Raw genomic sequence first — 15161 nt, forward strand, 5'->3', positions numbered from 1 at the left:
TTTATTTGCTACTTCTCACATACAAACACATTAGCTTACATAACCAAAATGAATTTACTAGACATCTTATTGGGTAAAAAAAAGACAATAAGTGATGACTTATTCAAAACTATTGAGAGTAGTCGAATTAAAAGCCAAAATCCTAATAAAAACTATTCGTGGTTAACTGAATATAAAATACCCAATGCAAAAGAGTTCACAGTTATCATTCTTGAAGGAAATAACCAAAAACCAAATTTAGTACAACTTAACAGAATTAAAAATATCCTGCAGAATCTTGATGAATTTTATCAAAAAATTGATATGGAATTAAAACCGCACTTGAAAAATATAGCTATCAATAAAAGGTATATTTATGAAAATTGGAAATCAGAATTTTATTTGGAAGCTATTTATCCTCTTGATGATAATAAAGTAGAATTTGAATTTTGTTTTAGCAGAATTAATAAGGAAAAAGAATTTATGATAATAACTTATCGCAATGGAAAACTAGAAAACGTTGATCTTAAAGCTTAAGTATTACGAAAGCCAACAAAGTACTGTGGCAAAGAACAAGTAAAAAGGCATTAATTTTTAACTAAAGTACATTTATAGTTTCCATCATATATTAATCCCGATTTAGCAATTGCAAAAGCCTATTTTAGTAGCTTATTACAGACCGCTGTTAATACTATTTTTTTACGCTTTCCTTTAGCTAAGATTCACTCGTAAAGATCTCGACAAGCTTTGTTGTGTAAAATTAATACTTGGTTATCAACTACTTTAAAAGAGCCTCACTAATTTCCTATTCCGTTTTTATTTGCTAAACTCCGTGCTTAACTACGCAACACCCAAGCGCAGCGAACAGACGAAGTAAACCATACACAAAATCGTTGTGCTTCGAATATATTTTTTAGAGCAACTTGTAATGAATTTATAAATTGGGAAATAATAATTTCACAAATACATATTAAGAGGTTACGATTTCAATAAAAAGTCTCCGGTAAAATGCTGCTGCTCCTTTTCGGGTAAGGTATGAAAACTTGCAGCTTGTACATCACGGAAGAGTCGTTCAAGGTGATGCTTTTTATAAAAACTTTGTCCGCCTACGATGCCCATAGCTTTGGTAACCGTGTCCTTGCAGGCATTAGCAACCAATGTCTTTCTAGTCAATACGGCAACACCCATTTTAGCTTCAGGCTGAAAATCTAAATTATTGGTAATGGCAATCATATCGTTATGGAGCACCTCAGCCAATGTAAGACTATTATAAATGTCGCCTAGCATAATAGTAATATGAGGTGATTTACACTGTTTTACTTTTAACATTTCAAGGGTAAGCGTCATTGCTTTCTCAGCAATGCCAACATAAGGTGCCATAGTTAAGGGTAATGCAACGGTAAGCACGGCATTCCAAAACATTGGAAATTCGCCTTTCAATCTTTTCATCACAATAGCAGCATTAGGAACAAACACATTGTCAAGGGTTACAGTCTGCGAACCGGTACCACGCATCCCAAGCGTATACCAATCATCTAATAACGCAATGCCTTCAGAAGTCATAGCAACTGTAAAGTGCAAGACCTGCCAACCTTCTTTTGGATCATGATAAGGCATGCTGGTCACCAAAACATCTCCGAGTGCAGATTGGCTAGCAAATTGCTTCCGACCCGAAACCAAATAACCTGTATCCGTTTTTATCATAGTGCCATTAGAATCAAGCCAATCACGTGCACCTGTACTCACCAAAACCAGATTGTTTTTAACCACCTCTTTTAGAAATGAACCTCCAGTGCCATGGTGTGTGTATTTCCATATATTGGCCGCAAGAAGATGTTGATGCATAGAAAGTGCCAATGCCGTAGAGGGGCAATAATGAGCAATTTTTACCAATATGTCGCACATCTCCTTAAAGGGCACTCCTCCTCCACCCAAGACTTTAGGAATCATAGCCGTTAAATAGCCGTTTGCTTTTAACAAGGCATAATTATCGGCGACAACAGTAGCGTTATGGTCATGGGTAATGCCGTTTGCTGCCAATTCTTCGCCTAGCGCATCTATAAGAGACAACCAGCGTTTAGAAGAGGTTTTTGTTGCTTTAGTTTTATCCATTTCCATAATCAGAGGTTAGACATATTGTTATACGGTTCTTAAACGGTCAGTTGTGCTTTTTGAAATTTTAAAGGAGTAATACCATGTTCAGTCTTAAAAACTCTTGTGAAATGTGCTGGACTTTCAAAACCACAATCAAAAGCCACTTCATATATTTTTTGCTGCGTATGTTCTAATAATGTTTTAGCATGAAGGAGACGCTTTTTAGTGAGCCATTTTCCGGGAGAAGTGTCGTAGATATTATAAAAATCACGGTTAAATGTACTTAAGCTGCGATGCGTTAGTCTGGCAAACTCATCTAGAGATAGATTATATATAAAATTAGCCTCCATGATATTTTGAATAGAGGGCTTTACATCTTGCGAAATCTGCTTAAAGTAACTCCCAATCTTGGGATTAGATGAGAGTGATAAAATATTGACTAATAATTCCTGAAATTTAATTTCCATCAAATATTTTGAAGGCTTTTCCTGATTAAAAAAGTACTCCACCATAGATGTAAAATAGGTGTTCAACGTCCTATCTAATTTTAGAGGGATCACACTATCACTAGGGATCTTGGTTTTTAGACTGCTGCCTATATCTGGTTTTTGGGAAATAAAATCTTTTATATAATCATCCGGAATAAAAATGACCATGGCACAAAAATCGGCATCAAAAAACTTATGAATAACGTTAGCTCCTTTTTTTACAAAAAGCACCTCATTAGCATGAGCCATATAACTATGTTCTAAGGTTCGCCATTTCTTTTTACCTTCTAATATATAAATAAAGTAGTTGAGATGAGACCATGCGGTGAAAATCGATTTTTCCTCCATACATCGATATTCCGAAAACATAAGTGAAGACACTTCAATTTTCTTGAATGTAGGATTGCTTTTTGCTGTATCGTAACCGTTTCCCATAGTTTTCAAATAATATAGATACTTTAAAGTTACAATTTAATAGCAGAATCAACGTATAAGAATCAGAATATCAAATATTAAGCTCTGTTTTTTAACACTGTAAAATTGAGTATTGATAAATAATAGGCGTGATGCCACCAATTCAAAGTGAAAATAAAATGCTAATCAATTTTTGCTGGCTTTAAGATCATATCATTTTCTATTGCCAGTGTTGCAAATTCTTCTGCACTTAGTGCTGTAGATTGTTTTCCAGGTGATGCACTTACTTTTTTAAAGAAATTCAACAAGCCGTGTTTAGCATTTGGTATCGTAGCGAATACCAATTTTAAAGGGGTATCTCCTGTGTTTTTAAAAGAATGCCATTCCCCTGGTGCGGTATACCATACGTAGCCTTCCTTAACAACGGTCTCTATGCGCTTAGCGTTCTCGTAACTTATAACAACACCCTCTCCTGAAATAAAATAAGCAATTTCTTCCGTTTTATTATGCTTATGTTCTGGGAGCGCTCCACCGACTCCTAACTCATATTTTGCAAAACCTGAAGACGCATTAGGGTGACTTTCAGCATCCATATAAATTTGAAGCATACCTCCCGAACCTAGATGGTCTTTACGTTCTGGAAAAATCCACAATTCATCAATAGAATCTGGATTCATGATGCGCTTACCAGTATCAGATTGAGAAGAATGACTATGGGTATGCGGTTCTGTTTCATCTGCATGATGATGTGGTGCTATGCCTTCTTCATCAATAGAAAGTTTGGCAATTGCTTCATTAGTTTTTTTGTCATGGTTAGCCTTTTCACCACAACCTACAACAACATTAAATAGGAGTAATAAAACACCTAATACCAATACTTTAATAACATTCTTATTTTTAATCATAATTATTTTTTTTTTAGGTTTTACAAAGGTTTAGTTTATGATATTACAAAATTAAAAAGAATATACAGGTCTCAATTGACCATGCCTTTCAATAAATTGACTGAGTATGTCAAAACTATAAATTTGAAAGAAATTGCATCTTGACTTTAACTCGGAACAATAAATTACGAGTGAGAACAGCGCATATCGTGTATAGCCAATTCTAGCCAACACAAAAACTAAAGACTAAAAATAACCCCATAAACAGTTATAAGTACATCTAAACTCCAAGCCATTACAAACATTTCAAAACCGTAATACCCACACTGTCTTTAGCATTTAAGACATATAAAGCGCCAGCCACTTCTTGGTAAAACCGCACACCAAGCACACATAGCGCAGTACCAATCCCACTTGGCAAAGTATCGGGTTCTAATGTCAACGTAGAACCAGCATAAGAACGATCTAAAACCAAAGGAGGCGCCATATGTAGGGTGTAATTCAAATCGTCAAAATCAAAATCCAACACACCATAAGTGAGTGCAATATGAGTAGCACCTTCCACAAAATCGACTTGCGTAATATCAAAATCAGTAAGTGTTAAAGCCATATTGGCACTAGAAACATCAAACGCAAAGGGTAAAACTTGCCGTACATTACACACTGGCGTATAGCTAAACTGTTCTAACAATTTAAAACCATCCGCCTGCCCTATCCCAATAGCAACAGACCGATTGCCGCGTTTATGAATTGTATCTAAAGCCTTTAATCGCGTAAACAAGCCCATCAAACGACTATGAAAATGTGTAAACTTATGTCCCTTATAAAACGGATACAAAGCAGATCTAAACGCCTTATTCACCGCTGAGCAATGTCCAAACTCATTGGCATTTTCACGTACGCGTTTCATACTAACCTTCGTTTTTATCGCTTTTCTAGTAAATCCACCACCCGCTTTTCGTGCAATCGGCTTACCATTCAAATAATAAAAATTAATGCCATTTAATGTCCCTACTAAAGGGATAATTCCGGTCTGTTGTGCCATAACATCATATTTTAAGTTAAACACTTGCAAAACAGCAATATACAAAATATTTTAATACAGGTTATAGCGTGGTTATAGCATACTTATAAGGGGCTTAAAACAAGCTTATAGCATAATAGAACACATTGAGTGAGGAATAATACTAATATCCAGAACAGTAATACGAGCTTATAACCTTAAGAGGTGTATCATTAATGTCGTAATTCTAACCTGCTGAAGAAAATCCTATCAGATGTTCTATTACGTTTATATTTGCTAAATTAGATATCAAAAACACATAACATAATCACACAAAAAATCGTAAGAATCAATATTACATACAATACTCCCCAATTCAAGGCCACATGAAATCATCACATCATCATTATGCCATTGAAGACACCACGCGTTCACCACAAGCGCATTGGTTGCCTCACTTACTTAATGGCGCATATAAATTACCAGGATTAGAAGGAAAAAAAGGGGTTTTATTTTCAAATTCTGTTTTAGAAAAATATATTCAAGAAGAAGAAAAACACGATAATTTTGAGTTAACATCGAGAATAAACAGAAGCATTAGAACATTATCTACTGGTGAGCAAAAAAAAGCATTGCTATCTTATCTACTGCAACAAAACCAAGATTTTATAGTATTAAATAATCCTTACGAAACCTTAGATAAAGCGTCTGTTTCTGTATTAAAACAACAGTTAATTACTTTGTCTAAAAGCATGCCTATTGTATTTATTTTCAACAGACAGGATGATCTATTACCCGTAATTACCCATATCATTACATTTGAAAAAGAGGAGCTCAAAGCATTAGTACCCATTGAAGACTATATTTTTAAAAGAAGTGCGTTTGTTTTTGATAAAGATATCCCAACGGCAATAACAACGTACACCAATATTCCAGAAGTGCTAGTAGAACTTAAAAATGTACATGTGAATTATGAGGATCGTTCCATTCTAAAAGATATCAACTGGACCATTAAAAAAAAAGAGTTTTGGCATTTAATTGGCCCTAATGGCTCTGGTAAGACGACGTTACTATCTATGATTTATGGAAACAATACTAAAGCCTATGGTCAAAACGTATATCTCTTTGGTAATAAAAAAGGCAGTGGCGAAAGTGTTTGGGAAATAAAGCAGAAAATTGGGTTTATTAGTCCTGCAATGTTAGAATTATTTAAACGAAGCTATACGGTTGAGCAAATGATTATTTCGGGCTTTTTTGATAGTGTTGGCTTATATCAATCACCATCGACCTTACAAATAAATACGGCTGCTCAGTGGATGGATGTCTTAAATTTAAGTAACCAAAAGAACACCTCTTTTCTTAAATTATCACCAGCTATTCAACGTTTGATATTGATAGCAAGAGCTATGATTAAGCATCCGCCTTTATTGATTTTAGATGAACCATTAATTAATGTAGATGATGAAGGTACAGCACTTGTTTCTGCTTTAATAAACAAAATAGCAAAGGAAAGTGATACGAGTATTTTGTTTGTTTCTCATCGTGACGAACCTAATATCCACCCAGATTTTATTTATAAGCTTCACCCTTCCCCAAATGGTTCTATAGGTATACAGAAATAACAAGAAAAGCCAATTTTAAAGAAACAACAAAAGGACTAGAAACTAGTCTGTAAAATTTATACTAAAAATAAACGCACCTCTTTAAATGCTTAAAGAGGTGCGTTATTTTTAAATACGATATTTCTATTGTTTATTAAAGTTCATTTTTTAAGTCTTCAATAGTTTTAGCCATCACAACACCTGGTAATTTTACTGGTGCAGCAACTTCTGCCAAAAATGTTCCCTTAACCTCACCTTTTTTATACGTCGTAAAACCTATACGATACAAGCCAGCAGTTAATGCTTTTGTTGGACTTCCTACTTCACTTTTGTAACGCAATAAAGAATTGTAGCTACTTCCACTTGGTTGTTTTGGCATTTCGCTACTATCATCATTAGTTGCTAATGTAGTCCATGTTGCACTTGCTACAGCATCTTCGGTAATATCTTCTTTCTTAAAAATTGTAGATCGTTCTAATGTGATATAAGTATCAAAAAAATCAGTAGAAGCAGCGTTTTCTGTGTATTCTTCAGTTTTAATAGCGTCTTTAACTTTGTTATTTCCAACAGGAGAAATCATTCTTACACCTAATTCTGGAGCCACTGCTGGTACCCAAACATAAATGTAATACATTTTTTTACCGTCTTTAATCTCGTCTTCATTTCCTGGAGAAGCATAACCTGCATAAGATATGACATCAGTGTATGGCACTTTCACCGTTTTTGGTCCAATTTTCTTTTCTGTTAAACCTCCAAACTTCTTTAATTTTTGTGCTTGAACGTTATACATTGTGCATAAAGCAAATACTGATAATACTACTAATTTAATTTTCATCTTTTTTAAATTTATTAATTAATTATACGTGTTATTCTTATTTTAATTCAAATGTGACAGTTACTCCATATACTTGTAAAGTAGACGTTTTTATTTATAATTGAACGACTTCCTATATTTAATATGTTTCTCATATTCTTAGGCAAATTTATACCAATAGACACCTTTATATAACCCTATATTTAGTGAAACTGAACACCCTGAAAACAGTAACAAAACCTACACTTTAATCATTTTCAAGCACTTAAAAACATTTTATTTTAAAGATGAAATAGTTTTTTAAGATTCTATTTACTTAAAATGAAAAATTAGGGCATAAAAAAACTGAATTCAAAAAAAGCTTTACCAGCTCATTTTAAATTCAGTTTTTAATTTTAATCAACGTTTCTACTAGCTTAAAAGCGCAACAATTTCAGAAAATTGCTTGTCCTTAGCATAATCTAAAGCCGTTTTACCTTCATTATCTTTAATGCTCGTATCTGCTTTATGCTCTAATAATAATTTTACAATATCTATTTTGTTGTACTGTGTGGCAAAGGTTAACGCTGTGGTTCCGTTATTATTAACCGCATTAACATCTGCCTTGTTTTCTAATAAAGTAATTGCCAAAGCTACATTGCCTTTAAAACTTACACCTATCAAGGCTGTATTACCTGAGCCGTCTTTAGCGTTTATATCTGCTTTATTTTCAATAAGTAGTTCTGTTGCCACGTCGTTATCAAAATAAGTCGCCAAAATAAGTGGTGTAAACCCACGAGCGTCGGTTTCATTTACCAATTGTGGATTAATACATATTAGGGCTTTTAAACGGTCTTTATCACCTGTACGGATGGCTTCAAAAAAAACATCTATATCTTTTTTCATGGTCTCTAAATTTTATAAAAAAAAGGAATGCGCTGTTACCGTGCATTCCTTTTTAATTACTGTAACATTTTATTATTTTATATCAAAACGGTCTGCGTTCATCACTTTAGTCCAAGCCGCAACAAAGTCTTTTACAAATTTTTCTTTGCTATCGTCTTGCGCATACAACTCTGCATAAGCACGTAATATAGAGTTAGATCCAAATACTAAATCTATACGTGTTGCTGTGAATTTTACTTCGCCTGTATTACGGTTTTTAATTTCGTAAACACCATTGTCTAAAGATTTCCATTCATAAATCATGTCAGTAAGGTTTACAAAGAAATCGTTAGTTAATGCACCTTCGTTTTCTGTAAACACACCATGTTTTGTACCGCCATAGTTGGTACCCATAACACGCATACCTCCTACTAGAACTGTCATTTCTGCTGCTGTTAATCCTAAAAGTTGTGTTTTATCTAATAACATTTCTTCAGGACTCACTACATATTCTTTTTTCTGATAGTTTCTAAAACCATCTGCAAGTGGCTCCATAGATGCAAAAGATTCTGCATCTGTCATCTCTTGTGTAGCATCACCTCTACCTGGAGCAAAAGGAACACTAATATTTAATCCTGCATTTTTTATTGCTTTTTCTACACCAACATTACCAGCTAACACAATAGTATCTGCAACGCTAATACCAAACTCAGCAGCAATAGGTTCTAATACAGACAATACCTTTTGCAATTGTGCTGGTGCATTACCTGCCCAATTTTTTTGTGGTTCTAAACGGATACGTGCACCATTAGCTCCTCCTCTAAAATCTGAACCTCTAAATGTTCTTGCACTATCCCAAGCTGTAGATACAAGCTCTGCAAGCGTTAAATCTGTACTTGCAATTTTAGCTTTTACAGCTTCTACATTATAATCGTAATTTCCTTTTGGTACAGGATCTTGCCAAATTAATTCTTCTTGTGGAACGTCTGGTCCAAACCAACGGTCTTTTGGTCCCATATCTCTATGCGTTAACTTAAACCATGCACGAGCAAAAGCATCTGAAAATGCGTCGAAATCATTTTTAAATCTTAATGAAATTTCTTTGTAGATAGGATCCATTTTCATGGCCATATCTGCATCTGTCATCATTGGGTTGTGCTTTGTAGTTAAATCTTCTACATCAACAGGCATATCCTCTTCGTTAATGCTTACAGGTTCCCATTGGTGTGCTCCTGCCGGACTTGTACGTAATTCCCACTCGTGGTTAAATAACATTTCAAAAAAGCCATTATCCCATTTGGTTGGGTGTGTGGTCCATGCACCTTCTAAACCACTAGTAACAGTATATCTTCCTTTTCCTGAATTTGTTGGGTTAGACCAACCTAAACCTTGTGCGTCTACATCTGCACTTTCTGGATCAGGTCCTAAAATACTAGCATCACCATTTCCGTGTGTTTTACCTACGGTATGTCCACCAGCTGTTAAAGCCACTGTTTCTTCATCGTTCATGGCCATACGCTTAAACGTCTCTCTAACTTGTAAAGCCGTTTTTAAAGGGTCTGGTTTTCCATTTACACCTTCAGGATTCACATAGATTAATCCCATTTGTACGGCTGCTAAAGGATTTTCCATCGTATCAGGACTATCAACATTACCGTAACGCTCATCACTTGGCGCTAACCATTCCTTTTCTGCGCCCCAATACACATCTTTTTCTGGATGCCATACATCTGCACGACCAAAGGCAAAACCATAAGTTTTTAATCCCATACTTTCGTAAGCAATAGTACCAGCAAGGATAATTAAATCTGCCCAACTTACTTTATTGCCATATTTCTTCTTAATTGGCCATAGTAAACGTCTGGCTTTATCTAAACTTACATTATCTGGCCAAGAATTTAAAGGTGCAAAACGTTGGTTACCAGTTCCGCCACCACCACGTCCATCTGCTAAACGGTAAGTTCCGGCGGCATGCCATGCCATTCTAATCATTAATCCTCCATAATGTCCCCAATCTGCAGGCCACCAATCTTGAGAATCGGTCATAAAATCATGCAAATCTTGCTTAAGTGCAGCAACATCTAATTTTTTTAATTCTTCGTGGTAATCAAAATCAGCACCAAGCGGGTTTGTTTTAGTATCCTGTTGGTGTAAAATATCTAGATTAAGGGTGTTTGGCCACCAATCTGTTACTGATTTCTCAGTAGTAGTCATTGCGCCTTGCATAAAAGGGCATTTGCTTGCGTCTCCGTTATTACTATGATCCATATTTCAGTTTTTTGTTTTTTAGTTTCGATAAAATTATATGAAAATGACGTTTCAGTTTGAAATCTCACATTTTAATATTTTATGTTTTAATAAGCAAAAACTATAGCTTTAAAATTAACGATAGCTGTTGTCAATAAAATTATGAAATTTTTAGCAATAAATATCAATTTATTTTTGTAACTTTTCTAAACAATTAAAACTACTAATTATGAGCACTACAGAATATACAAAAGTTTATTACGGGAATTTTATTTTAGCAACTCGTGTTAAAGACGAATTAGAAGTTGTAGGTATTATACCTATAATTAAAGATGAAGGCGAATCGCAACGTTTAGGAGGGCAAGGATCACTTAGTAATGGCATACAAGAAATCTACGTACATAATGATGAGTTAGAAAAAGCAAAAGCCATTGTTGCACGTGTTGAGGCAGATATGGAAGCGGCTTCTTAATTACAGAAAGTGCATTCCAAAATAAGACGTTCTTAGTATTTGTTGAATCAGAGAACGATTCTTTTATCAGGGATTCTATTATCATAGGTTTTAATGATTCAACATATCAACAAATATATTTTAGGGAAGAACCAGAACAATGGCATATAGCAAATTATAATAAGTCTACATTTCTTGTATTGAATAATAGAGTCTCTGGAATTAAACAGCTTAATGATTCTACCTTCAAAGGTGTTAATTTAAGCTATGAAGGTATAGAATTTGTTATGAAATTGCAAAAGCCAAAATGGAATAAAGAACAGATTTACAGTAAATGGGTAGAGGAGATTTATATAGATAAACCTGAAAGTTTTTTTCCTCCGCCACCTCCGCCCAGACTAGATAACGGTTACAGTTGGCCTCCATTTTATAAAATTTCGGAAGATGGAATTTCAAGTAGTCATTACTTTTATGATACATCAAAGTATAAAATAAATAATTCAGGTGTTTATATATCTATGCGCTTACGGAATTATTTAAACGGTGAAGAATTAAAATGGACTATAAAAGATGTAACCGATTCAACAATGGTTATTAATCGTTTGTTTGACAAAACCTTTATTGATATTGAATCAGTGAGTGAATATTCTGAAGATTTTAAACTTATTCGTGTAAAATGAGTCCTATATAAAACCAACGGATTCAATTATGAAAATAAGACTTCCTTTAATTATTGCAACTATTCTATTTGCAACGTCTTTAAATGCTCAAACATCAACACAACATGGACCAGATGGTTTTGTAAAAATTGCCCAGGGATCGGGTGGTTTTATTGCTAACATTGAAAGTGGAGACCGTTTTAGTCGTGACCATGATGTGGCTGGTGATATAAATGGTGATGGTGTTTTAGACTTAATTGTAGGTGCACGATCAGATGATGATGGTGCTACTGATGCTGGTGCAGTTTATATCTTGTTTATGAATTCTGATGGTTCTGTAGCATCAAATCAGAAAATATCAATGACCTCTGGAGGTTTTACAGATACACTTCCTGCCAACAGCTTTTTTGGATATGGTGTTGCTGGTATTGGTGATTATGATGGTGATACAATACCAGATATCGCTGTTTCTTCTACTTCACCTCAAAACACTGCATTATATATTATTCATTTAAACACTGATGGTACCGTTAAGAATTATGTAAAAAATGCCAATATTATGGCTCTAGGATTAACAGCCATTGGAGATATTAATGGTGACGGAAGAATAGACCTCATAGCAAGTGATCCTAAATCTGATGATGGCGGAACGAATAGAGGTGCCATAAATCTTATTTTCTTAGATGCAACATCTCAAGTCGTAACAAGTGATATTGTCACTATAAGTTCTACTCAAGGTGGTTTTGGAACCGGATTAGCAAATGGTGACGAGTTTGGTGGTAGAGAAACTGCAATGCTTGGTGATATAGATGATGATGGCACTTTAGAATTAGCGGTTGGCGCGTTTATGTCTGATGGCGGAAAAGGTGCTATATGGATGTTATCATTAGACGCAAATATGTTTAACGTAGTTAGTAAACTTAAAATTACAGAAGGTTTAAATGGGTTTACTGACGCATTAACTTTAGGTACAAATCCTAATGGTTCAGTAGGTGCGCAATTTGGACATGCATTGGCAGCTGTTGGTGATTTAAATGGCGATGGAATACCTGATTTGGTTACTGGTGCGAATCAACAAAATGAAGGTTGGGCTTATATATTATACTTAAATCCTGATAAAACAGTAAAAACATTTACTAGACTAAATAATACAGATGGCGGTTTTGATATTGTACTTGATAGTGAAGAACGATTTTCTAGATCTATTTCATTTGTTGGAGACCTAAGAGGTGATGGCACTATTGCTGTTAATATTGGTGGTGGAGCTGCTGGACCAGAAGGTGGGATTTTATATTTGCTATTTTTTAAACCTTGTGATTTTAATTTAACAAGTGGGAATAATTTTTATGCCGATGGCAATACACTCTTTACTAACTGGAATCATAATACCCAAACTGTAACTGACCCTCTAACTTTTGAGCAATGTACATTTAAAGCATTTGAAACAGATGCACCTTTTATGACGTATCAAGCAGATGATGGTAGATGTATTTGTAAAGATGAAACAGCTGTTTTAAGTGCAAGTACAGAAGGCAGTTCTGCTTATAGTAATCAATGCTACAGTGCACTATTATCTAATGATGAAGTGGTATTAAATCTATCTCAATTAAATATATATCCCAACCCTACAACAGATAAATTAAATATTGAATTATCTGAAGACTTGACCAACAATAATGTGGAAGTTTTTATTTACGCTACAGACGGTAAACTCATAACAACTAAGACTTTAGAGTTAAACACGTCACAAATTAATGTAAGTTCACTTGCTGAAGGTATTTATTTTGCTCGGTTTAATTTTAATGGCACTTATAAAAATATTCGCTTTATAAAACATTAAACAAAAAAAGCTAGTATTTTCATACTAGCTTTTTTTAAATATTAAAAACGTTTATAAAGACATTCCGTACATCTTTTCACGTAACTCCTTTATTTTCTTATCACTCATGTACTCATCAAAAGTAGTGTGACGATCAATAACGCCATTTGGTGTTAACTCAATAATTCTATTACCAACAGTTTGTGCAAACTCGTGATCGTGAGTGGTTAACATTATGGTTCCTTTAAAGTTTTTTAAAGAATTGTTAAACGCTGTAATACTTTCTAAATCTAAGTGATTTGTTGGTTCGTCTAACATTAAAACATTAGCTCTTGTCATCATCATTCGACTAAGCATACAACGTACTTTCTCACCTCCAGATAATACATCTGACGTTTTTAAAGCTTCTTCTCCACTAAAAATCATTTTACCAAGGAATCCTCTAATATTCACTTCCTCTCTCTCCTCTTCCGTTTGTGCCCATTGACGTAACCAATCTACTAAAGTTAATTTGTTATTAAAGAACTCACTGTTATCTAATGGCAAATAAGATTGTGTGGTTGTAACTCCCCAATTAAACTTACCAGAGTCTGCCTGTTCTTTACCATTTAATATTTGATAAAATGCGCTTGTTGCTCTAGAGTCTTTAGAATACACGACCACCTTATCTCCTTTATTCAAATTAATGTCTATATCCTTAAATAAAACTTCATTTTCTAAACTTGCGCTTAGACCTTCAACATTTAGAATCTGGTCACCAGCTTCGCGATCACGCTCAAAAATAATAGCAGGATAACGACGACTAGAACGTTTAATGTCTGAGATATTTAATTTATCAATCATTTTCTTTCTACTCGTTGCCTGTTTAGACTTTGCAACGTTAGCTGAGAAACGACGGATAAAATCCTCTAATTCTTTCTTTTTCTCTTCGGCCTTTTTATTCTGTTGTGCGTGTTGTCTTGCTGCTAACTGAGATGACTCATACCAGAACGTATAGTTACCAGAGAAATGGTTAATTTTTCCGAAATCAATATCAGAAATATGTGTACAAACAGAATCTAAAAAGTGTCTATCGTGAGAAACAACAATCACACAATTATCGTAGTTAGCTAAGAAGTTTTCTAACCAAGTAATAGTTTCGTAATCCAAGTCATTGGTAGGCTCATCCATGATTAACAAATCCGGATTTCCAAATAAAGCCTGTGCTAATAATACACGTACTTTTTGCTTACCATCTAAATCTTTCATTAAAGAATAATGGTAATCTTCCTTAATACCTAAGTTAGATAACATCGCTGCAGCATCACTATCTGCATTCCAACCATTCATTTCTTCAAACTGAACCTGAAGCTCACCAATTTTCTCTGCATTTGCATCTGTATAATCAGCGTAAAGTGCATCGATTTCTGTCTTTAACTTATATAATGGTTTGTTTCCTTTTAAGATGGTTTCTAAAACAGTGTCTTCATCATGCTTATTATGATTTTGTTCTAAAACAGACATACGTTTTCCGGGCTCTAAATGCACGCTTCCAGAAGTTGGATCCATTTTGCCAGCAATGATTTTTAAAAATGTAGATTTTCCGGCACCATTGGCACCAATAATTCCGTAGCAATTACCATTGTTAAATGTGGTACTTACTTCATCAAATAGTATGCGTTTTCCGAATTGAACCGAAAGATTAGAAACTGATAACATAATTTATAACTTTATTCTGTTGACCTTATTGAAATTTAAGGTGATTTTTTGAGATTGCAAAAGTAGAAAATTAAACGCAAACTCAACTAATTAACAAGACTAGGAATTTTAAATAATTCTTATTTTTTGAATTATTGGAGATTTAT

General features: G+C 34.3%; 13 protein-coding genes. 5 read left to right on the top strand and 8 right to left on the bottom strand.

Features of this window, described 5'->3' with window-relative positions; genetic code table 11:
• The first annotated feature begins 48 nt into the window (after nucleotides 1-48).
• Nucleotides 49-516, top strand: a complete 468-nt coding sequence (locus Q0807_RS14465) for a hypothetical protein (protein ID WP_299110958.1) — start codon at nucleotides 49-51, stop codon at nucleotides 514-516.
• Between the two features lie 441 nt (nucleotides 517-957).
• Here the strand turns inward: Q0807_RS14465 and Q0807_RS14470 are convergent, their stop codons facing one another.
• The 4 genes from Q0807_RS14470 to Q0807_RS14485 all read right to left on the bottom strand — a co-directional run bounded on the left by Q0807_RS14470 (nucleotide 958) and on the right by Q0807_RS14485 (nucleotide 4769).
• Nucleotides 958-2097: an acyl-CoA dehydrogenase family protein gene (locus Q0807_RS14470; RefSeq protein ID WP_299110960.1), complete on the bottom strand. Its 1140-nt coding sequence runs from the start codon at nucleotides 2095-2097 to the stop codon at nucleotides 958-960.
• Between the two features lie 32 nt (nucleotides 2098-2129).
• On the bottom strand, nucleotides 2130-2996 hold the full coding sequence (locus tag Q0807_RS14475) for an AraC family transcriptional regulator (protein WP_299110963.1): 867 nt from the start codon (nucleotides 2994-2996) through the stop codon (nucleotides 2130-2132).
• 161 nt (nucleotides 2997-3157) lie between these two features.
• Nucleotides 3158-3880 (bottom strand): cupin domain-containing protein, encoded by a 723-nt coding sequence (locus Q0807_RS14480; protein WP_299110966.1) that lies wholly within the window; start codon nucleotides 3878-3880, stop codon nucleotides 3158-3160.
• 274 nt (nucleotides 3881-4154) lie between these two features.
• The gene (locus Q0807_RS14485) at nucleotides 4155-4769 is read right to left on the bottom strand and encodes a hypothetical protein (RefSeq protein ID WP_299110969.1); all 615 of its coding nucleotides are present in this window, start codon (nucleotides 4767-4769) and stop codon (nucleotides 4155-4157) included.
• Between the two features lie 479 nt (nucleotides 4770-5248).
• On the opposite strand from Q0807_RS14485, the gene Q0807_RS14490 reads away from it, so the two are divergent.
• On the top strand, nucleotides 5249-6484 hold the full coding sequence (locus tag Q0807_RS14490; RefSeq protein ID WP_299110972.1) for an ATP-binding cassette domain-containing protein: 1236 nt from the start codon (nucleotides 5249-5251) through the stop codon (nucleotides 6482-6484).
• A gap of 133 nt (nucleotides 6485-6617) precedes the next feature.
• On the opposite strand, the gene Q0807_RS14495 is transcribed toward Q0807_RS14490, so the two are convergent.
• From Q0807_RS14495 to katG, 3 genes are all read right to left on the bottom strand, one after another.
• The gene (locus Q0807_RS14495; protein ID WP_299110974.1) at nucleotides 6618-7298 is read right to left on the bottom strand and encodes a Lipl32 family lipoprotein; all 681 of its coding nucleotides are present in this window, start codon (nucleotides 7296-7298) and stop codon (nucleotides 6618-6620) included.
• A gap of 390 nt (nucleotides 7299-7688) precedes the next feature.
• The gene (locus tag Q0807_RS14500) at nucleotides 7689-8162 is read right to left on the bottom strand and encodes an ankyrin repeat domain-containing protein (protein WP_299110976.1); all 474 of its coding nucleotides are present in this window, start codon (nucleotides 8160-8162) and stop codon (nucleotides 7689-7691) included.
• A gap of 72 nt (nucleotides 8163-8234) precedes the next feature.
• Entirely contained in the window at nucleotides 8235-10409 is a 2175-nt protein-coding gene (katG, locus tag Q0807_RS14505; protein WP_299110978.1) for a catalase/peroxidase HPI, read from the bottom strand.
• 208 nt (nucleotides 10410-10617) lie between these two features.
• Here katG and Q0807_RS14510 point away from each other — a divergent pair, with 208 nt between their 5' ends.
• The 3 genes from Q0807_RS14510 to Q0807_RS14520 all read left to right on the top strand — a co-directional run bounded on the left by Q0807_RS14510 (nucleotide 10618) and on the right by Q0807_RS14520 (nucleotide 13338).
• Nucleotides 10618-10860 (top strand): DUF2007 domain-containing protein, encoded by a 243-nt coding sequence (locus tag Q0807_RS14510; RefSeq protein ID WP_299110980.1) that lies wholly within the window; start codon nucleotides 10618-10620, stop codon nucleotides 10858-10860.
• 179 nt (nucleotides 10861-11039) lie between these two features.
• Nucleotides 11040-11519 carry a hypothetical protein gene (locus Q0807_RS14515; RefSeq protein WP_299110982.1) on the top strand — a complete coding sequence of 160 codons (480 nt, stop codon included), beginning with the start codon at nucleotides 11040-11042 and terminating at the stop codon, nucleotides 11517-11519.
• Nucleotides 11520-11547: 28 nt separating this feature from the next.
• Entirely contained in the window at nucleotides 11548-13338 is a 1791-nt protein-coding gene (locus Q0807_RS14520; protein ID WP_299110984.1) for a T9SS type A sorting domain-containing protein, read from the top strand.
• A 51-nt stretch (nucleotides 13339-13389) separates the two neighbouring features.
• On the opposite strand, the gene Q0807_RS14525 is transcribed toward Q0807_RS14520, so the two are convergent.
• Complete coding sequence (locus Q0807_RS14525; protein WP_299110986.1) at nucleotides 13390-15015, bottom strand: ABC-F family ATP-binding cassette domain-containing protein; 1626 nt, start codon at nucleotides 15013-15015, stop codon at nucleotides 13390-13392.
• Nucleotides 15016-15161 lie beyond the last annotated feature (146 nt).

The organism is uncultured Winogradskyella sp. (assembly GCF_947495255.1).
In the GTDB taxonomy this organism is placed as follows: Bacteria; Bacteroidota; Bacteroidia; order Flavobacteriales; family Flavobacteriaceae; genus Winogradskyella.